Raw genomic sequence first — 20642 nt, forward strand, 5'->3', positions numbered from 1 at the left:
ACATCGTAGGTTTAAGAAAATTCTTGCAAAATGGGAATTCCTTTAATTTGAATGGGTTCCCGCGAACTATATAAGAAAACACATTTTTTAAACTTCAGATATTAGGTGTTCAAATGTACGTGAATATTTCTCGTAACAGACTTTTAATCAATAATCGGCGTCATAACCCGATAAAACAGAAAAAAACCTCTAAAAGCGTCGCGGTTAATTGCAATCACTGCGGTGGGATCATCCGACCCGATGGCGAAATCCAGACCTGTATCATGTGTACACGTGAATTGGGTCACCTGTGCGCCAATTGCTCTAACGTGAGCGCCCAACAATTGGCCGATATAAACAGTAAGAGCTCCTGATTGCGGATTTTGCTGTTTTCAACGCAAATTATAAAGGCTGAGGGGCTAAAAGTGATTTTGGCTCTTAGCTTTCCAGCCTGTTTGTGGAATTTATCAGGAACCATTTTTTCAGGATATAAAGAGCCCAGGGCCGGGACCAGGTAACTTTTCCTTTTAGAAAATCTCTCCATACCGTGCTGACCGCCGCTTCTGAAATCAGGTCCGCGAGACGCGGCACAGGAGTCATCAATACAGACTCCACCTCCTGCTTCAAATCTTTACGCATCCAGCTTTCAAAGGGCAAGGTGAATCCCATTTTTTTTCTATGAATCAATTGGGAAGGAATTTTATTGGTGAGAGAACGAATCAAAAGGGATTTGACCGGGTGTCGCGCGAACTGGATGTTGGCCGGAACCGAAAACATTAATTCTACCAGTTGATGGTCAATTAAAGGAACTCGGATTTCCAGGCCGTGCGCCATGCTCATCATGTCCACATCTCTTAGAAGGGTATTGGGCAGGTAATGGGTCAACTCCAGAAATGAGATTTGTTTCAGAGGGTGAGCATGTTTTAAAGGTTCGATCAGAGTTTGAGTTCGATCCAGGTGTTTTTGGATTTGCCTGTCGGCTTGATTTTTATCCACGAATAAACCTTTCACCTGATCTTCACAAAATAACGCTCGCAACAAATAGTAAATATGACTACCGGAATTTTTTCTGCTGATAAAATGACCCAGCTTGGTATTTTGGTCCGAAGTGGGAAGGGTACGTTTAAAAAAGTTACCCATCGCTCGAGACCAGGATGAGGGAAGGGCATTTAAGAGTTTTTTCAGCCGAAGCAATTTAGGGGCGAGTCGAAACGATTCATAGCCTCCAAAAAGTTCATCACCCCCGATACCTGAAAGAGCGACCTTCCAGCCGGCTTCCCGGGCACATTTTGAAATGAGATAGGTATTGATCCCGTCCACAGTGGGTTGATCCATGGCCCCAATAGCTTGTGAAAGGGTGGTGATGAGATGGGACTCTTTGAGTTCCAATGTATGGTGCGTGGTTGCCATCTGCTGTGCCACCAAATTCGAATACCTGGATTCATCGAATTCCTGTTCCTTAAAAATGACCGAAAGGGTTTCCACGGGCTGATCGTTGTACTGGTCCATGAGCGAGACCACCGCGCTGGAATCAATACCACCGCTCAAAAAAGCGCCCAGAGAAACGTCACTGACCTGTCTCAGGCAGACAGATTCCTTCAGTGTGCTTGCAACTCGTTCTTCATAAGAACCTGCATTGTTACTGACAGATTGCAGAGGATCCCAATATTTTTTTCCCGTTATGGAATTGTTGCTTACAAGCAGATAATGGGCAGGGAGCAGTTCTTTTATGGATTTCCATATCGTCTCTGGTCCCGATACACTGCCAAAGGATAAGTAATTGAACAGTCCTGTTTCACTTATGGTGGTTTCAGGAAGGCCGGTGGCCGCCAGGGCACGCACTTCCGATGCGAATAGAAAACAGTCTGGACTGGAGAAATAATAAAGCGGTTTGATTCCCAGCCGGTCTCTCGCCAGAAATAGAACTTTTAGTCGGGAATCCCAGATACCGAAAGCAAACATGCCCCTCAGTTTTTCCAGGCAATCCACTCCCCATTCTTCATAAGCTTTTAGCAGAACTTCTGTATCGGAATTAGAATGAAAACGATAATGTTTTGCCTCAAGTTCTGATCTTAATTCCTTAAAATTGTATATTTCGCTGTTGGTAGAGATCCAGACCGTGCGGGTATCGTTGCCCATGGGTTGATGGCCCCTGGGCGAAAGATCGATAATGGAAAGCCGTTGATGCCCTAAATAAACCGTTGGGCCATTAGGATGTTCCAGTCGTTCTTCGCCACGGTCATCAGGACCGCGATGAACCAGATGATCCAGCATGATTCTAAGAGTTTTTTCAGGAGGGTCTGGCAGTTTGCCTTGGGTGAAATCGACTAAGCCAGCAATTCCGCACATAGTGTGTCGCCTTGGCAAAGCTTGAAGGGTGAGAAATTTTTATTACCACAAGTTCCCATAATGCATATTATGTCAACTAAGATGGAGAGAGCTTGATTTTGATTTGTCGATCAGTCTCAGGATGATCAAACGAAGGATGTTTATCAAGGGCATCTCTAAAAATTAGTTTTCACCGAAAATAGAATCCGTGTGCAAAAGTTTCTTAAATCAGTGGCACGGGCAACCTATCCTTAAATTTAAGGGTGGGTCGCCTGTCCTACTAAAACAAAAGACGCTTCTTTAGAATTGGCGATTCGGTGCCGTTGTCAATTTTTGGAAGTGCCCTCAAATGAAAATATGAGTGCCAACAAAAGACACCCTTCCGGCAACTGAAGGTAAATGTCAGGCAGGATTCACGATGTTTATTTTGGTAGAATTTCTTTAACGGCCCGGATTATATGGGTGGATGACAGGCCATACTTTTCAAATAATTCTTCAGCCGTCCCCGTTTCAGCAAACTGATCTTTCACGGCAATTCTTTTCATCGGGACATGAATATTATTATCCAGAAGGACTTCTCCAACGGCATCACCCAAACCGCCAATGCGATTATGATCTTCTGCAGTGATCACCGCGCCGTGTTCTTTGGCCAGCCTTGCGACCAACTCCGCGTCGATGGGCTTGATTGTGGAAATATTTACTAATGTTGGCGAGATATTTTCCTTTTTCAATTCCTCAATTGCCTTCATCGTCTCCTGGATCATGATGCCAGTCGCAAATATGACAACATCTTTGCCCTTTTGGAGAACGTGGCCCTTGCCAATCTGAAATTTATGGGAAGAATCGTAAATGCCTTTTACTTTCGCTCTTCCAAATCGCAGGTACATGGGGCCTATGTGATTTGCGGCGGCATGCGTTGCCTGGCGGGCCTCTTCCCAGTCAGCCGGTTGAATGACAATTATATTGGGAATAGCACGCGTGTAAGCCATGTCCACGATCATTTGCGCCGAGGGACCGTCTTCACCTACGGACATTCCAGCGTGGGTTCCCGCCAGCTTGACATTTGTGTTGGAATAGGCAACGCTCACCAGGATTTGGTCCATGGAGCGGCCTAAAAGAAAACAGGCGAATGTGGTCGCGAATGGAATTTTTCCTGTCGTGGCCAGGCCAGCGGCGGTGCAGACCATGTCCCCTTCCGCGATTCCCATATTAAAAAAACGTTCAGGGAATTGCTTTCCAAATGGTTGCGTCCGGGAACTATCGCTCACGCCGGCATCCAAAACGACAACGTTAGGGTTTTTTTCTCCTAATTCAATAAGGGCCGCGCCATATCCGTCCCTGGTAGCTCCGTCTTTCATTGCAGCTCCTTCAATGCTTTTTCTAAATCCTCATCGGAAGGCGCAACTCCGTGCCATGCTGTTTTACCTTCCATAAAACTGACTCCTTTACCCTTTATAGTGTCCGCAATGATGACACGGGGTTTATCCGCGTGTAGCGGAAGGTTGAGAGTTTGAACGATATCCTGCATATTGTGACCATCAATTCGGTGGGTGTCCCAGCCGAAAGCCCGCCATTTGTCTTCTATAGGTTCCAGGTCTTTGAGTTCCGCAGTCACGCTATCCTGACAAACCTTGTTGTAATCGACGATGGCGATCAGGTTGTTGGTTTTAAATTTAGCCGCAGACATAGCCGCTTCCCAGATTTGCCCCTCCTGAGTTTCACCATCTCCCAGGACGACATAGACCTTGCAGTTTTTTTTATCCAGCCGGGTTCCTAGAGCAATTCCATGACCGACACTCAACCCCTGCCCCAAACTGCCGGAGGCGATTTCCACTCCGGGTGTTTTGGGATGTGCGTGCCCGGAGAGAAACAGCGGGCTGTTGATTTTTCGATAAGTTGCCAGCTCCTTTTCAGCGAAATACCCTGCCCTGGCCAGAGCAACGTAATACAAAGCCGATGCGTGCCCCTTGCTTAAAATAAACCGATCCCGGTCCGGGTCGCGGGGATTTTCGGAATCATATTTCATGATTCCTCCAAAAAATAAAGCTGTCACGATATCTGCGGCGGAAAGACTGCCGCCAGGATGTCCCGACCCTGCCCCATGAATGGTTATCAAACTTTTACGTCTGATTTCCAGGGCGATGTTTTTTAACTCGTTAATTGTCGGGGGTGCCGACGAGGCGCTTGTCATAGGGATGCTTTGGTGTAAAGGATTGGAAATCAAAATTTTCCTAAGACTTATATCATATTAATTTATCTTAGGGAATCCAATTCTAATTGAGCTTTTGAACTACAAGCAGGGAATGGAATGCCTGGCGAGTGAGAGCTGAAACTTTAATCTCTTTCTGTAAGGTTATGAGAAGATCAACTCTTTCCATTGACGCCGACAAATTCGTTGCAGACATTGAGGAGGGTTTCGAAATCCACCGGTTTGGTGAAATAAATGTCAGCTCCGGCATCCAGGATAACCTGTTCAGAGTGTCGCAGATCACCTGAAATCGTGACTATTTTTATATTTCCGGTTTTGGGATTAGATTTTAAATTTTTGCAAACTTCCATCCCGTTGATTCCCGGAAGTGCTATGTCGAGAATAATAATGGAAGGCATGAATTGAGCCGCTTTCAAACCCGCATCCCATCCATCAAAAGCTAGCTCGACCACGTAATTATTTTTCTCAAAAAACTTTTTCAGAAGATTAGAAAATTTCTTTTCATCATCCACAATTAAAATTTTCCGGACCGATTGCTTCTCTTCTTCCTGCTGAAGGATATCCTTGATCATGCTTATGGTGTAGCCCTTCTTTTGGAGAGCGTAAACTTTTTTACAACGCTCTTCCACCCACGCCGGATAATAACCCACGATCCCCTTCCCTCCTGGATGGGCTTCCTTTACGGGGTCTGGGAAAAACCCGTATTTCTTCTGCCATAACCAAAGAGTTTTTCTAGTGATGGGTACAACTTTTAAAATGTCGGCGGCTGTTACTCTGGTCATGGTATTTCCCTGAATTTCGTTAGATTAATATTGGTAAAAAGGTAACTGAATAAATCATATAAGCCCAAAGCTGGAAACGGTTTTTTCAGTAACTTCTATCAAGGGCTTTGTTGCGCAGTGATTCTTTCTATTAACTCTTCACTATAATATTACACAGTTAATGTAACTTTACAAATATAAATTTTCAATTTTCTTTATATTTTCATTTAAAGGTGCTCAAATTAATTGAAAAATAGGACTTTATCTTAAATAAAAAATTATATACAATAACTCACATAGATAAATTCAAACAACGAACTTTCATGGACCAGTCCCCATTTTGGTCCCTGACCAAGCTGACTTAAAAGTCTGTTTTGTCTGGATTATATTGCCTGTGGATTGCCCTTTACCAGGTGTGAAACACAGGTGGATGGTGGAAATAGTTGGGAGATAAATTCTCTATTATCGAAGAAAATTTCAGCCCCCTGCCCTTTTTCTTAAATTACGGCTAAGAGCAGAGTTTAAGTTTCAACAAATGTATTGCTGTTTTAATTATTTAACTAATTGGTCAATTATTTATAGATGATGGAGATGAAAGTGCCATGTGTCGCAAACTCCCTGCAATAATCATTCTGAGTTTTCTTTCCTTTTCAGTCATTTTTCCATTTTCTGCCCTGTGGGCGGTGGAATCTGCAACCGACATGCCTTCTGAAGACAATTTGCATTTTCTGACGTTAAGGGAAGCCATTGAGCAGACCCTGAAAAATAATGTCACCATCGCCGTTGAGGAGTTCAATTCAAAAATTCGAGCCCAGGATATCATTGACAGGAAATCCGAGTTCGACCCCAGTGTCGCTATCGAACTGTCTACCGGAGAACAAAAAAGACAAGCCTCCGGTGCCTTTTCTTCGCCCGACGAAAGCCGAGCCCGCGATCACGCCTGGGACCTGTCCCTGAAACAAAAAGTGATCACGGGTGGTGATTATGAAATCAACTTCAACAATGCAAGAGACAAGACCAATTCCGCATTTGCCGGCTTGAATCCGCAATATTCTTCAGAGCTTATTTTGTCGGCCACCCAGCCGCTGTTGAAAAACTTTGGCTTTGACAATAATAAAAGAAATATTTATATCGCCAATAATGACCAGGACATTTCGGAATTTGAATTTGAAGGTAAGGTGATCGACACCGTCACCGCAATGGAAAACGTTTACTGGGAGCTGGTGTTCAGTATCGAAGACCTGAATGTGAAAAAGAAGTCTTTAAAAAGAGCGCAGGATCTTGAAAAACGGGTGCGTGCTCAAGTGGAAGTGGGAACCGTCGCGCCACTTGAAATTCTTCAAGCCCAATCGGAAGTGGCTTCTCGCGAAGAACTCCTGCTTCAGGCCGAGGATCTGATTCAGGACAATGAGGATAACCTGAAAAATATTTTGAATATCAATTTTGACTCTCCAACAGGATTAAAAAAAATGGTTCCTGCGGACAAACCGCAATTCAAGCCTGAGGAAGAAAATTATTTAAATGAGCCTATCAAGGAAGCCTTGAAGAATCGTCCCGATTACCTGTCCCGAAAAACTACACTGGCAAATGAAAATATTCTCGTTAAATACAATGAAAATCAGGTTTATCCTTCCGTGGACCTATTTGGCAGTTTGGGGCTGAACGGAATCAGCGGAGATGCGGTTCCTATCACCACCGGAACCATTACTGGCACCAGTCGTTTCGGTGGGGGATATGATACGGCTCTGAATAATACGATTTCAAAGGATTATTATCAGTGGGAAGTGGGACTTAAGCTCAGCTATCCTTTAGGTAACCGGTCTGCAAAAAGCAAGTTGACGGCCTCCCGTCTGAAAGTAGCTCAGACCCTGCTGGATATCAAGGATCTTGAAAAAAAGATTGTTGTGGAAGTGAGGGAAGCCGTCCGGCAAATAAAAACAGAGAGCAAGCGGGTGCAGGCCACTCGCATTGCCCGCAAACTTGCGGAGGAAAAACTAAACGCTGAGGAAAAAAAGTTGGAGGTTGGCTTGTCCACCAGTTTTGAAGTTCTGCAATTTCAGGAAGATCTGGTTGCAGAGCAGAGCAACGAGATCCGAGCCCTCATTGATTACAATAAATCAAAAACCAGATTGCGCCAGGTATTAGCCACCACGCTTGACTCCAACAATATCAAAGTGGCGTCAAAAACAGATTCATGAAAAAAATCATTATTTATATAGGGGTTCCTGTTCTATTAATTGTCCTTTATTTGATTGCATCCAATTCAAATAGTGATGATTCTAAGCCAACAGTTGCTTTTAAAACCACCGAGGTCATCAAAGGGGATCTGGCAGTTCAAATTTCTGCGACCGGAATCGTCGAACCCAACTTTAAAGTGGAAGTTAAATCGAAAGCAAGCGGCGAAGTTTTAAAATTCGCGTTTGAAGAGGGGGATTTTGTCCAAAAAAATACACTTTTACTGCAACTGGATAAGTCGGACGAAAAAAGAAATGTGGCCAAAGCAAACGCGGAAAAATCAAGCAGCATTGCCAAGTTAAGAAAAGCTGAAACCGCCCTTCTCCTGCAGGAAACCAGGTATCAAACAGATCTGCAAAAAGCCCAGTCCGGGGTGCTTGCCGCAGAAGCCAACTTGAAAGAATCCGAAGATAAGCTCCAGCGACAGAAAGATCTGTTTGAGAAGAAATTTTCTTCCCAGGAAACTTTAGATACTGCTTCTACCGCATATTCAATCAATAGAGAAAATTTGATTCAGGCTCAGGCTCAATTGCAGGTGGCGAACGATTCCGTTCACGACATCACCATGAAAAAAAATGAGATTCAACTCGCCAGAGCGGATGTCGAGCGGGCTGAAATTGCCCTGGATGAAGTACAGGAACGCTTGGATGAAACGGAAATATTCGCTCCCATCACTGGAGTGATCATACAAAAGCTGGTTGAGGAAGGACAGATCATCGCCTCGGGAATATCCAATGTGAGCGGCGGAACTCCTCTGGCAACCATTGCGGACATGTCCCGCTTGTTCATCATTGCTGATGTGGATGAAACAGACATCGGTTCGGTAAAACTGGATCAAAATGTGACCCTTTCGGCGGATGCCTTTCCGGGAAAGACCTTTCAGGGAATGGTCCGGCGCATCGCTCCTCAGGGAATCGTTGAAAACAGCATCACCGTTTTCAAAGTCAAGATCGAGGTCCTGGGCTCTGGAAAAAGCAACCTAAAACCCATGATGTCAGCCAACATCGATATTGTGACCTCTTCAGTAAATGATACCCTTTACATTTCAAGAGGGGCGGTCCGAAAAGAGGAAGATGCTAATTATGTTGTCGTTCTGGATAATGGAGCGCCAATGAAAATCCCGATTGAAACAGGTATAGAGAATGCTATTCATACCCAGGTAATTTCAGGATTGGAGATGGGGCAAAAAGTCATATTGGCCGATTGGGAAAAAATTCTGGCAGAGGCTGGTGGTGAAAATAATAAAGGCTCTTCATTGAAAAAAATTCTTTGGATGATTCGGTCTAAATAATATTTTTCGTTTTTGTGGTTTTTTGTGCGGTAAGCTTGATGATATAAAAAATTTGCGGAGAGTATGAATCGGAAATCAATTTTCAATCAGGTAAAAATAAAGTTATGGTTTTCATGTCTGCGAACACCAAAAGGGTTCCCCTGGGTGATTTTGCTTGTGTGGTCTTTCGTATTCCCCCTCCCCTCTCATGGTGAGGAAATTTCCTATCGGGTTAATTTCAAGGGTATCGAAAATGATGAGGTTCAGAAGGCCTTGGAAGCGTCTTCCAATCTTGTTCAGTTAAAAGAAAAACCTCTATCAAGTTCATCCAGTTTAATCCTCCGTGCCCGTGATGATGAAAAACGCCTGCCACAGGTATTAAAGTCTTTTGGCTATTTTGCAGGAAAGACACAAATAGAAATTGAAAAACAATCTGTACAATCCATCCTTCCAAGCGGACTTCGGGGCAAAGAATCCATCGAAGTCGTTATAAGCATTGAAACAGGCCCTGTTTATAATATCGGGAACATTCAAATTATGGGAATCGATCAACTAAATTTACGAAATTTTCAGATCGAATTGAAAACGGGAGACCCGGCACTGGGGCAATCCGTTCTCAATGCCGGGAGCGAAATCACTTCCCGAATCAAACTTGCGGGATATCCCTTTGTTCGTATGGCCAAAAGAAAACTCCGGGTCAATCATCTGAAAAAAATAATGGATGTGTTTTTTGAAATAGACCCAGGTCCCGTAGCAAGTCTGGGGGAAGTTTCCATTACTGGATTGGATAAGGTGAAAGAGGAATTCATACTGAAACGGGTTCCCTGGGTACCCGGCGATGACTATGACCCGCGAATCCTGGAAAAATTTCGCTCTGATCTTTCCGGATTGGGAGTTTTTTCTTCTATGAAATTGAGGATCCCCGATAAAGCCGATTTGAATAAGGAAGAAGCTTCTCAACCCCTGCCGGTGCAATTGGATGTTGAGGAAAAGGCCCCTCGATTTTTCGGATTTGGCGGTGATTTTTCAACGAACCAGGGCATTGGTTTGAATGCCTTCTGGGGGCACCGGAATTTTTTTGGAGAGGCAGACAAATTAAAAATAAAGGGCCGTCTGGGGCGTATCGGCGAAAATGAATTTTCTAGAATTGATCAAATACTGGGGTTGGATTTTCAAAAACCGGATTTTCTGTCCCGTCATCAAGATCTTTTATTTAACGCGGAACTGGCGAATGAACACCCCAACGCATTTGAGCGTGAAAGCATATCCTCCTCGCTGGGATTGAACCGTCGATTGGATAATAAATTTTCGGTCAGCGGGGGTGTTAAATGGGAGTTCGCATCTATTGAGGATGCTAACGGTAAAGATGAGTTCGCTCTGTTTAGTTTTCCCATGGGTCTCATGCACGACACCACAACGGATTTACTGGACCCGAAAACGGGTTTTCGGAATGAGTTGAGCGTCACGCCTTATACCGTAGCGGTCGGATCAACTGGCGGATTCACCAAGTTTAAAGTCGGCAGTCGAGCCTATTATAAAGTTGCGAAAGACGGTTCGGTAGTTCTGGCTGGACGGGTTCTTTTAGGAAGTATCGTTGGCCCCGCAACGAATCAAGTTCCGGCGGACAAGCGCTTCTTTTCAGGCGGTGGAGGGTCTGTCCGCGGTTACGAGTTTCAGAATGTAGGGCCTTTAGATAGCAAAAATGATCCCGCAGGGGGAAGGAGTCTCATTGAAGTGGGAGTGGAAGCCCGGTTTCGATATAAAGATTTTGGTATTGTTCCCTTTATTGATGGTGGCAATGTTTTCGACTCCCAGCTGCCTAAATTTGATGAAGATTTACGATGGGGCGTAGGACTAGGCCTTCGTTATTATACAAAAATAGGTCCCTTGCGGGTTGATCTAGCGGCGCCTTTGAACCGTCGAACCAATGATGACCCTGTCGCTTTCTATATCAGCATCGGTCAATCGTTTTAAATGTATTCAATAACACCCACACGAAAGAAAATTGCCCTGATCGCCGGGATACTTTTGTCTCTGCTGTTTGTTGTGATTTTTAGCGCCTATGGATGGTTGCAATCGAACTCAGGAAAACAACAATTGGTGCGATGGATAGAGGCGGCGGCTAATAATGGGGATACAAAACTGGCTATTGGCTCTCTGGAGGGCAGTGTCCCATCCGCTATGGTATTGACGGATATTTGGGTTTCAGACTCTGCGGGAGTCTGGTTGAAGGTGGATCGAGTGGAATATCGTTGGCATCCGTGGAGCCTGCTTAAAGGACTATTCCGGGTCGAAGAATTAGCTATCCAAACCGTCGATTTATTGAGAAAACCTATTTTACCCGAAACGGAAATTGAAGCGCCCCCACAAGAAAATAGCGAACCCTTCACGGGTATTCCCGTTGCTTTGAGTATTGACCGGCTTGTAGCGGAAAAAATTCGACTGGGGGAAACAGTTTTAGGTGAGGAAGTACAATTAACCTTGAACAGCCAGATGGCCTATCTGGGACTATCCGAAGGGTTGTTGCTCAATCTGAACCTGAAACGCATCGATCAAACCCCTGGCAAGGTGGATCTTGAAATTTCTTTTCTTCCGTTGTCTAAGACCTTTGTGATGGGGTTGAATGCAGAAGAGCCTGCAGGCGGACTTCTGGTGCATGCACTGCAGGTTCCAGATTTGCCGGAAATGTCCGCCATCATCAAGGGAGAAGGAACCCTGGATGATTGGCAGGGACGGTTCAATTTTCATGCAGGGCCTTTCCTGGGTGTGGAAGGACGAGCGGGGCTAAAAACGATTGCCAGTGAGCAATACGCTCTCGATCTTACAATGAAAGCCAAGCTCGCTTCCTATATACCCCCTGAGCTTTTGGATGTCTGGGGAGATTCAGTGGATTTGAGTACCCGTGTGGTCTCAGAATCTTTTAAAAAGATAACAATCCAAAAGCTGAACGTCTCGCATCCAGCGGTCCATTTGGACGTGGGTGGTGATGTGGACTTGGGTGAAGGTGAAATGAGCATGCGTTACACCCTCACTGCCGGAGACGACAAGGCGTATTCAACAATGGTTCCGGATGTTCAGTGGAATTCGCTCAAGCTTTCTGGATCAGCGGAAGGGTTGTTCCTGCAACCCAAAATTGATGTGACTATTGAAGGAAAGGATTTGAGGGCATTGAGTTATGCCGTTTCCCTCACCAATGCTCAATTGCAAATCACACCGGACCAACCACTTAATCAAAAGGGTTTCAAACTGGCTGTGCGTGGAGGCGGGTTGTTGAATGGCCTCAGCGGACCTGACCTGAGTTTAAAGAAAATCATTCCAGAGAAAATGACATGGGGGTTGCTAGGAAATATCGATTTGGATCATCAAAAAATCGATCTGGAGCAATTTGAATTTTTGAGCGATTTGGCTAATTTTAATTTGAAGGGTCAACTGAACCAATGGGGCGAGCAGGCTAAAGTAAATGGAGTTGTCAATCTACCAGAACTATCGAAGTTCACTGAGTTGGCTCAAACGAAATTGACGGGTAATTTAAACTTAGATTTGAGTGTTGAGTCTGAGGAATATGGAAAAACCATATTCACCCGTTTTGATACGTTGATCGAAAATATGGTTACCGACTTTCCAGACGTGAATACTTTGGCGGGAGAGCGGATAAGCATTGCTGGCAAAGTAAGTCTTGCTAAAGATGGTTTGATTCATGTCGATGCGTTGAAGTTCAATGGTGTAGCAATTTCCGGTGTGCTGAATGCAACATTGACTGAGAAGCAGGCAGTGGAAGCCGACTTGTCGGTTACCTTGCCTCGTCTCGCCGTATTATCCGCGAAAGTGGGAAAAAATCTATCCGGCCAATTGCATGTCAAAACAAAAATCCAAGGTATCTTGTCCTCGCCCAGGATCACTGCCAGCATTGAAAGCAAGAATCTCGTTTTTGATGGTATTCCGGTTGAAAAAGGCCGGGGCGATGTAACAGCTGGAAATTTGCAAAAGTCTCCGACGGGAACATTAGCAACTCATATCAAAGCAAATGAATGGGAGGCAACCACTTCCACCGATTTTGCCCTGCAACCGGATGATCGTTTGTCGCTGAAGAAAATCAAAGTTGCGGGTTCAGGGGCAGAAATTCTCGGAGATCTGTTGGTCGATCTAAAATCCACTTCTGTAAATGGAACCTTGAATGGACGGATACTCGATTATTCGACGATCAATGACATCATTAAACAGGATATATCCGGCAATACCGTTTTGACTGTGAATTTGTCGAATGCCGATGGGCAGACGGTAAACTTTGCGGCGCAAGTGGATGATTTCAATTTGAAGGGAGAATCTCCACTTTCAATCAAGTCAGTGGGCTTGTCCGGGAAAGTGACCCATGCCCTGACAGAACCTATCGTAGAAAGTAAATTGCAAGTATCTGCGTTGAGTCACTCGGCGGCAAAAGTTAATAATTTGGTTTTGACTACGCAGGGGTCGTTGAAGGCCATGGATGTTTCACTGGAAGCTGATGCAATGCCGACTGCAGGACCAGAAGCGAATGTTAAATCGACCGGAAAATTGAGCATGGCGGATGCCTCTCAGGAATTTCAATTGAAAACACTGGCAGGAAAAGTGGGTAAGATTCCTTTCCAATTGACTCAACCGGCCCTCATTAAAGTCAATGCTACGGATTTGGAACTGAGTCAATTTGCAATGAAGATACAGGATGGCCAAGTGTCTTCTAATTTTAAAAAGAACTCCGAAGGGTTGTTTGGTGATTTTACCGTGGATCATTTTCCTTTGAACATAGTGAACCAACTTGTTCCAGGGCTGGGTGTTCATGGAGATCTAAAAGGAAAAGCGGTTTTCGATGGTAATTTTGAAAATCCCAAAGGCAATTTAAAATTTTCTGTGACGCAATTGAAATTTGATCAGGCAACTAAACAGGGGTTGGCTCCAGCCACAGTCGATTTGCAAGGAACCTGGGAAAAGGGACTCACAAAAGTTGATTTAAATTTCACTCAACCCTCTGTGGGGGAATTCAAGGCAAACGGTGAAATTCCTCTGGTAATGGTTAATGACCCGACAGGAATTAGTATTCCTGCCAAAGCTCCCCTAAAAGGTAGTGCCAAAGGCCAACTGGGTTTGGATATTTTAAATGATATCCTGGTGGCCAGCGGCAATCAGATTCGAGGCAAGGTGGATCTGGCAGTTCAAGCGGGAGGAACGATAGATGCGCCGCAGGTGGCGGGTACCGTTAAATTCCTCGATGGCGAATTTGAAAACCTGAAATTGGGAACTTCTCTTAAATCCATAGAAATCCTGACATCATTCGATAGGAACCAATTTATTTTAGATAGTCTGAGTGCCCGAACTCCGAAGGACGGTACTATTTTCGCGAAGGGAACTATAAAAAAATCTGGCGAAGATGATTTCATTGCCGACCTGAAACTGAACACAAAATCTGCGCAATTGGTGGCTATCGATACGATCACCTCCCAGGTGACGAGTGATCTGCATTTGCTGGGTTCGATAAAATCCCCTGCATTAAAAGGGGGAATTACCATCAACCATACGGAAATATACGTTCCCAATAAACTGCCTCCAAGTGTCGTGGTGTTGGAGGTCGAAGAAACTGACGGCAATGAAGATGAAATTGAAAAAACAATAAAGATCGAATCAGCAAAAAAAGAGGACCCTGGATTTGATATGGCTTTGGATTTGAAGATAAAGGCTCCAGGGCAGATCTTTGTTCGTGGCAGAGGCTTGGATGCAGAACTTGAAGGAGATCTGCAGGTTACAGGAACTACAAATAAGCCCAAGGTGGATGGAGCATTCAAGCTTCGCCGGGGAACGTTGAATATATTGAATCGAAAAGTAAAATTCAAACAGGGAGTGGTGAGATTCGATGGTGTCCCAGCACGAGAGCCCGATCTTGATTTCAAAGCTGAAATCCCTGCCCAGAACATGACCATACTGATCAGTGTTCTGGGTGCTGTTTCTGACCCAAAAATTAAATTGAGCTCTGATCCGGAAATGCCTCAGGATGAAATACTTTCGAATTTCCTGTTTGATAAAAGCGCTGGTTCCATGACGCCGATTGAGCCGGTGCAACTTGCAAACTCAGCCGCTCAACTCGCGGGGATGGGTGGCCAGGGTGCGGGCGTCATGGATAAAGTGCGCGGCTCTCTGGGATTGGATACGTTGAAATTCTCTGGCGATGATTCCGGACCGGGCGTCGAGGCCGGACGATATGTTGCAGAGGGTGTTTATGTTGGGGTGAAACAAGGGTTGGGAGAGGATTCCAGCGGTGCGATTCTCGAATATGAGGTCACCCCAAATATTACCGTGGAGAGCGATATCGGCGCGGATGCCAAATCCCGTGTGGGGATTTCCATGGAATGGGATTATTAAAGTCTATTTTACCCTCTAACAGGTTGCTGAAAAAGTCCTAAACACGAGCGTTTCCACTGTTGTCATGCTGAGCCTGTCGAAGTATGACCTTGATAATAAAGCTTGGTTTCGCACTTCGACATACCCCTGCGGGGCATGAAGGCAATTGTCGAATATCACAAGCTCAGTGTGACAGTTGCGGGTGGCAAAAATAGTTTTTCAGCAACCTGCCAAGGGAATCATTTATTTATTTCTTGCCACTTCCCCACGCCCATTGAGATAATCAGGACACACATTATAATTTGAATGTTTTCATTTGTGAAAAAGCCCTCTGTGATTGATGTCTTAAATTTAAGTAAAACCTATAGGCTCGGCAATGTGGAAGTGCCCGCTCTGGCAGATGTCAGCTTTAACTTTAACCGGGGAGAATTCATAGCCATTATGGGGCCCTCAGGAAGCGGAAAATCGACATTGATGAACCTGCTGGGCTGTCTGGATCTTCCCACCTCCGGCACTTACCGTTTGGATAATATCGATATTCAGAATATGAGTCCCGACCAGCTCGCAGAAGTAAGAAATCGAAAAATCGGATTCGTGTTCCAGAGTTTTAATCTTTTGCCGCGCGCGTCGGCTTTGGAAAATATCGAGCTTCCTCTCCTTTACGGCCGAGTTCCCAATGCGTCTAAAATAGCGATGGATGCCCTTGCCCGCGTGGGTCTGGCAGATCGAGCCCGACACAAGCCGGCGGAACTATCTGGAGGGGAACGGCAACGGGTGGCCATTGCCCGTGCCTTTGTGAATAACCCCGCCATCATTCTCGCCGATGAGCCCACGGGAAATCTCGATTCCAAAACGGGTGAAGAAATCATGAATATATTCACACGCCTGAATGAAGAGGGAGTGATGGTCATTCTGGTCACGCATGAAAAAGAAATCGCCCAATACGCCCGCCACATTCTGAACATGAAAGATGGAAAATTGTTAAACCCGCCAATGATGACGGGACGCGTTTCCTGATGCTGATCTGGGACTTGTTCAAAATGGCATTGCGAAGTTTGATCGCCAATAAACTGCGAACATTTTTGACAACGCTCGGGATCATCATCGGGGTGGCCTCGGTGATTTCAATGATTGCCATTGGCGAAGGCGCCAAACAACAGACCTTGAGCACGATTTCAAAATTCGGGACCAATATCATCACCGTCAACCCGGGTCGTAAAAAGACCCGTCACGTTTCCAGCGATAAAGTCGTTACGTTGACGTTTGACGATGCGGGCGCTATTGAGACAAGCATACCCCTGATAACAGGAGTGGCGGCTCAGGTGTACCGACCGGCGCAATTAAAGTTTGCCAATAAAAACACCAACACCACGGTTCGCGGAACGGGAAAAGAATATGACCGTCTGGCCAATTTCAACATTGACCGGGGGCGATATTTTAATTCTGACGAAATCAGAACTTCCCGTCAGGTTGCGGTTCTGGGAGCTACAGTGGTCAAGAACCTGTTTGACAGTGAAGACCCCATCGGTAAAACGATGAAGGTCGATGGCAAGAATTATCTGGTCATCGGGATCATGGAAGCCAAGGGAGCGTTGAGTTGGTTCGATCCGGACGATCAAATCTTCATCCCGGTGAGCACGGCGCAGAAACGGCTGTTCGGCATGGATTATGTTCAATCCATCGACGTGCAGGCGGAAAATATTGAGGACCTGGAAGCTATTATGGAAGATATCGATCGGCTCCTGCGATTGCGACACAACATCCGCGAGGGTGAGGAAAGTGATTTCCATGTGCAGAACTCCTCGCAATGGTTGAGCAGTTGGGGCGATGCAGCAAAGACCTTCACCTACCTTTTAGGCGGCATCGCGGCGATATCGCTAATGGTCGGGGGCATCGGCATCATGAACATCATGTTGGTTTCGGTGACGGAACGCACACGGGAAATAGGCATTCGCAAAGCTATTGGAGCGAAAAAAAGAGAGATCATGGAACAGTTTTTGATTGAATCGGTGTTGATGAGTTTTCTGGGAGGAGGCATCGGCATCCTGCTCGGATTGATGATTTCCAAAGTTGTTTCCAAAATGGGTGGATGGGAAACGGTGGTTTCTCCTGAATCCATTCTGCTGTCATTCGGATTTTCTGTCGGCATAGGAATTTTCTTCGGATATTATCCAGCCAATAAAGCCGCCAACCTCAACCCCATTGAAGCGTTAAGGTACGAATAAAATGCGAATCGTACCCAGCCGAGATGAATATTTAGATTTAGTTAAAAGATCCAATCGCGTTCCCGTTTGCGGGGAGAAGTTCATTCCCAACCTGTCGCCTCACCTACTCTATCGCGAACTCTATAAAGATTGTAGTGATTCGTTTTTACTGGAAAGCGGGAAGGGTCCAGAAGATACGTCCCGATATTCTTTCATGGGCGCTTCCAATTCAAGTTCTATAAAAATTCAAGGAAACAATGCCTTCGTGCAAAGCGGTGATGTCTCGGATGCAGTGGACCCTATGGAAGCTCTTGGACGATTGAATTTCGATGATGACATTAAACAGGCAAATTACCTGCCGCATTTTTGGGGCGGCTGGGTGGGAGTCATCGGTTACGAGTTGGTAGGACTGTTTGAAAATCTCCCGGAACGTAAATCAGACGACCTGGAAATCCCTGATTTATACATGGTGCAGGTGGACCATCTTCTTGTTTACGATCATAAAGAAGAAACTTTGAAGGTCGTTGTTTCTCACGAGTCCGGCGAAGGACTTGAGGACTACAACACAATAGTGTCCGAGATTCAGAAATCATGGAATCAGATTGAACAATTTATAGACTCGATACAGAAAACGTCTAAATCCATTTTAAGTAGTCCAATAACGTTCAGTGGAAACAATGGAAGCCACAAGAACGGACTTCAATCCGATATGACTCGCGATGAATATATAAAGTCCGTTAGGAAGGCAAAAAAATATATTGAAGAGGGCGATATCTATCAGGCCAATCTGTCTCAACGATTTACAACCGCGTATGAAGGCGACCCTTTTGACCTGTACCTTGATCTGCGATCCGTGAACCCCTCCCCTTTTTCGGGATTTTTAAAATTCCAGGACTTTGCGATCGTGAGCTCCTCCCCCGAACGGTTGGTCAAGGTTGATAATTACAACGTGGAAACCCGGCCCATTGCCGGAACACGGCCAAGAAGCCCGGACCCTGTGAAAGATCAATCATTATCAACGGAATTATTACTCAACGAAAAGGAACGCGCGGAACATTTGATGCTGGTGGATCTAGAACGCAATGATCTGGGGCGAATCTGCAAAACCGGAAGTGTGCATGTTTCCGACCTCATGTTTCTGGAACAATATTCCCACGTGAGCCACATCGTTTCCAATATAACAGGAGAATTATTGCCTGAGGTCTCGGTCCGGGATATCCTGCGCGCCGTATTTCCCGGAGGAACCATTACGGGATGTCCGAAAGTCCGTTGTATGGAAATCATCGGAGAACTGGAGCCTGTAAGCCGCGGGCCCTATTGCGGTTCATTTGGTTATATTGGTTTCTCCCGCAATATGGATTTGAATATTATTATACGCTCCATTCTATTGAAAGAAGGCAAAGCCTACTTTAACGTTGGCGCCGGGATCGTGGCAGACTCGTGCCCGGAAAAGGAATACCTGGAAACTTTGGACAAGGCCGCGGCGATGATTCAGGTTCTTTCCGAACCAATAAAAGAGAGCCTGTGATGCGGGAACGGACGGTTTTTCTCAACGGACTATTTATGCCCCAGTCATCGGCCACCGTTTCAGTTATGGACCGGGGATTTTGTTATGGAGACGGTTTGTTTGAAACCATGCGCTCTTACGGCAATAATGTGTTTCGTCTGGAAGATCATTTGGAAAGGCTTTATCAGTCGCTGGATCTTATTTATCTCAACGTTCCCATAACGCGCGATGAAATGCGGTCTGCTATTCAGGAAACGTTAAAAAGAAATCAGTGTCCTGACAGCATGGTCCGTTTGACAATTTCCAGGGGCGAACAAACGACGGGATTCCATATCGATCCTGAGGCGTGCCCCACTCTGGTCATCATTGTGAGAGAGCTGGAACCCTTGCCGGAAGAATGGCTTGAAGAGGGAATCAAAATATCACTTTTCCCCTCAACCGCATTCAGGGTCGGTGGCTTGACGCAACAAATAAAATCCTGCAATTTTTTGAGTTATATCCTCGTGCGTGAAATGGCACATCGGGAAAATTCGATGGAGGGCATTTTAATCGACGACGACGACCGCATCACCGAAGGAACCACAAGTAATGTGTTTATTGTTAAAAATGGCCAGCTCAAAACACCGCAATTGAACCGCTATATTTTACCGGGAATCACCCGCCAGGTGGTTTTGAAGCTTGCCGAAAAGAGAGGAATTCCGGTTTCCGAGCAAACTCTCAAATCGGAAGATATTTACCACGCCGATGAGGTGTTTATCACCAATTCCAGGGTCGAAATTTTGCCGGTGAGGTGTGCGGATGACAAGATCATTGGGGCTGGAAAACCTGGAAAAATAACTCGTTTTCTGCATGCCGAATTTTTAAAAAGCATTGAAGGGTCGTATCAAAAGTGCTAACCTCCTCAATTCAAAATTCTCTCATTAATTTTCCAAAAGACAACTCTCATGACTGACCGGTTTCACGATAATCCCAGTGGCATCATCACCGACACCCAAAATCAAATCGAGTGGCTTCCGAAAGATTCCTATTTGGACCTCGGCTGTTGGAGAACCTGGCAAGCCGCTAAAGCATATGTGCTGCTAATGAACCAGGTGTATGCCGGTGGCTACAGCGACTGGCGTCTGCCCACTGAAGAAGAGGCGTTGGCGTTGTTTGACCCACAACTCACATCCGTTGATTGGGAGGGAGAGGAAATTCATATTCACCCGGCGTTCGTGCAAAAATGCGCCAATAATATTTGGACGAGTGTTGCAAATGAGGACGGTCAGGCATTGACGGTTGATTTGCGTGACGGGTCCACAATTTATAACGCCAAAACGGAAGAAGAGTTCCAGTCCGCAAGGCTGGTCCGAAATATCAAAAACTAACCTATCGCTTCATCCTTCTTCAGAAAATTCGTGAACCTTTGATAGAAGGTTTCAAAAGGCATACCGGCTACAGAATCCGTGCGATAAGAATCCCCTGCAACGATATGTTCTTCCACCCCCGAGTCTTTATAGGTCACGACCTGAACATCGGCATGTTGGGTTTTCTCAAATCCGTTGAATAAGCTGGCAGGGGTAATGGCGGGCATGTCGAGGCTAAAGCGCCTCAAGGTTCTTTTTTCTCTCTTTTGATCGTGTAAATCGACAATCAGGGTGTTGTCCATCACCCGGCAATCGATGGTGGCACTTTCTTCCATTCCGGGGACAAACACTTTGTTCTCCACCCGCAGTGCGTATTCAGGGCGAAATGCCCCCTGAAACCATACTTTTCCCGTATCTTTAATTTCCGCCATGACCCC

Annotated in this window: 14 protein-coding genes; 9 read left to right on the forward strand and 5 right to left on the reverse strand. The window is 45.5% G+C overall.

Annotated features, from left to right (window positions below; genetic code table 11):
• Window positions 1-417: 417 nt before the first annotated feature.
• From asnB to O3C58_00925, 4 genes are all read right to left on the reverse strand, one after another.
• Window positions 418-2328: an asparagine synthase (glutamine-hydrolyzing) gene (gene asnB / locus O3C58_00910; protein ID MDA0690422.1), complete on the reverse strand. Its 1911-nt coding sequence runs from the start codon at window positions 2326-2328 to the stop codon at window positions 418-420.
• 401 nt (window positions 2329-2729) lie between these two features.
• Window positions 2730-3665, reverse strand: a complete 936-nt coding sequence (locus tag O3C58_00915) for a transketolase family protein (GenBank protein ID MDA0690423.1) — start codon at window positions 3663-3665, stop codon at window positions 2730-2732.
• Window positions 3662-4498 (reverse strand): transketolase, encoded by an 837-nt coding sequence (locus tag O3C58_00920; protein MDA0690424.1) that lies wholly within the window; start codon window positions 4496-4498, stop codon window positions 3662-3664. Before O3C58_00920 ends, O3C58_00915 begins: the two co-directional genes overlap by 4 nt.
• A 173-nt stretch (window positions 4499-4671) precedes the next feature.
• Window positions 4672-5298 carry a response regulator gene (locus tag O3C58_00925; protein MDA0690425.1) on the reverse strand — a complete coding sequence of 209 codons (627 nt, stop codon included), beginning with the start codon at window positions 5296-5298 and terminating at the stop codon, window positions 4672-4674.
• A gap of 581 nt (window positions 5299-5879) precedes the next feature.
• On the opposite strand from O3C58_00925, the gene O3C58_00930 reads away from it, so the two are divergent.
• The 9 genes from O3C58_00930 (at window position 5880) to O3C58_00970 (ending at window position 20226) form a co-directional block, all read left to right on the forward strand.
• Complete coding sequence (locus tag O3C58_00930) at window positions 5880-7475, forward strand: TolC family protein (protein ID MDA0690426.1); 1596 nt, start codon at window positions 5880-5882, stop codon at window positions 7473-7475.
• Complete coding sequence (locus O3C58_00935) at window positions 7472-8803, forward strand: efflux RND transporter periplasmic adaptor subunit (GenBank protein ID MDA0690427.1); 1332 nt, start codon at window positions 7472-7474, stop codon at window positions 8801-8803. Before O3C58_00930 ends, O3C58_00935 begins: the two co-directional genes overlap by 4 nt.
• A 156-nt stretch (window positions 8804-8959) precedes the next feature.
• The gene (locus tag O3C58_00940) at window positions 8960-10756 is read left to right on the forward strand and encodes an autotransporter assembly complex protein TamA (GenBank protein MDA0690428.1); all 1797 of its coding nucleotides are present in this window, start codon (window positions 8960-8962) and stop codon (window positions 10754-10756) included.
• Window positions 10757-15169 (forward strand): translocation/assembly module TamB domain-containing protein, encoded by a 4413-nt coding sequence (locus O3C58_00945; GenBank protein MDA0690429.1) that lies wholly within the window; start codon window positions 10757-10759, stop codon window positions 15167-15169. It abuts the gene before it with no gap.
• Between the two features lie 312 nt (window positions 15170-15481).
• On the forward strand, window positions 15482-16165 hold the full coding sequence (locus tag O3C58_00950; GenBank protein MDA0690430.1) for an ABC transporter ATP-binding protein: 684 nt from the start codon (window positions 15482-15484) through the stop codon (window positions 16163-16165).
• Between the two features lie 23 nt (window positions 16166-16188).
• Window positions 16189-17373, forward strand: coding sequence for an ABC transporter permease (locus tag O3C58_00955; protein MDA0690431.1), 1185 nt, complete (start codon window positions 16189-16191; stop codon window positions 17371-17373).
• Between the two features lies 1 nt (window position 17374).
• Window positions 17375-18880, forward strand: a complete 1506-nt coding sequence (pabB, locus tag O3C58_00960) for an aminodeoxychorismate synthase component I (protein MDA0690432.1) — start codon at window positions 17375-17377, stop codon at window positions 18878-18880.
• Window positions 18881-18915: 35 nt separating this feature from the next.
• A complete protein-coding gene (locus tag O3C58_00965) occupies window positions 18916-19755 on the forward strand; it encodes an aminotransferase class IV (GenBank protein MDA0690433.1) in 840 nt (279 codons plus the stop codon).
• A gap of 48 nt (window positions 19756-19803) precedes the next feature.
• Window positions 19804-20226, forward strand: coding sequence for a DUF1566 domain-containing protein (locus O3C58_00970; protein ID MDA0690434.1), 423 nt, complete (start codon window positions 19804-19806; stop codon window positions 20224-20226).
• Here O3C58_00970 and O3C58_00975 read toward each other — a convergent pair.
• On the reverse strand, window positions 20223-20636 hold the full coding sequence (locus tag O3C58_00975) for a hypothetical protein (GenBank protein MDA0690435.1): 414 nt from the start codon (window positions 20634-20636) through the stop codon (window positions 20223-20225). The genes O3C58_00970 and O3C58_00975 overlap by 4 nt on opposite strands.
• Window positions 20637-20642: the final 6 nt, after the last annotated feature.

The organism is Nitrospinota bacterium (assembly GCA_027619975.1).
GTDB lineage: Bacteria > Nitrospinota > Nitrospinia > Nitrospinales > VA-1 > JADFGI01.

Excerpts from the sequence above, each read along its gene's own strand:
- pabB (MDA0690432.1), top strand. The coding sequence starts at position 17,375 with ATGCGAATCGTACCCAGCCGAGATGAATATTTAGATTTAGTTAAAAGA.
- O3C58_00975 (MDA0690435.1), bottom strand. The coding sequence starts at position 20,636 with ATGGCGGAAATTAAAGATACGGGAAAAGTATGGTTTCAGGGGGCATTT.
- O3C58_00930 (MDA0690426.1), top strand. The coding sequence starts at position 5,880 with ATGTGTCGCAAACTCCCTGCAATAATCATTCTGAGTTTTCTTTCCTTT.
- asnB (MDA0690422.1), bottom strand. The coding sequence starts at position 2,328 with ATGTGCGGAATTGCTGGCTTAGTCGATTTCACCCAAGGCAAACTGCCA.
- O3C58_00920 (MDA0690424.1), bottom strand. The coding sequence starts at position 4,498 with ATGACAAGCGCCTCGTCGGCACCCCCGACAATTAACGAGTTAAAAAAC.
- O3C58_00965 (MDA0690433.1), top strand. The coding sequence starts at position 18,916 with ATGCCCCAGTCATCGGCCACCGTTTCAGTTATGGACCGGGGATTTTGT.
- O3C58_00925 (MDA0690425.1), bottom strand. The coding sequence starts at position 5,298 with ATGACCAGAGTAACAGCCGCCGACATTTTAAAAGTTGTACCCATCACT.
- O3C58_00915 (MDA0690423.1), bottom strand. The coding sequence starts at position 3,665 with ATGAAAGACGGAGCTACCAGGGACGGATATGGCGCGGCCCTTATTGAA.
- O3C58_00935 (MDA0690427.1), top strand. The coding sequence starts at position 7,472 with ATGAAAAAAATCATTATTTATATAGGGGTTCCTGTTCTATTAATTGTC.
- O3C58_00945 (MDA0690429.1), top strand. The coding sequence starts at position 10,757 with ATGTATTCAATAACACCCACACGAAAGAAAATTGCCCTGATCGCCGGG.
- O3C58_00970 (MDA0690434.1), top strand. The coding sequence starts at position 19,804 with ATGACTGACCGGTTTCACGATAATCCCAGTGGCATCATCACCGACACC.
- O3C58_00955 (MDA0690431.1), top strand. The coding sequence starts at position 16,189 with ATGGCATTGCGAAGTTTGATCGCCAATAAACTGCGAACATTTTTGACA.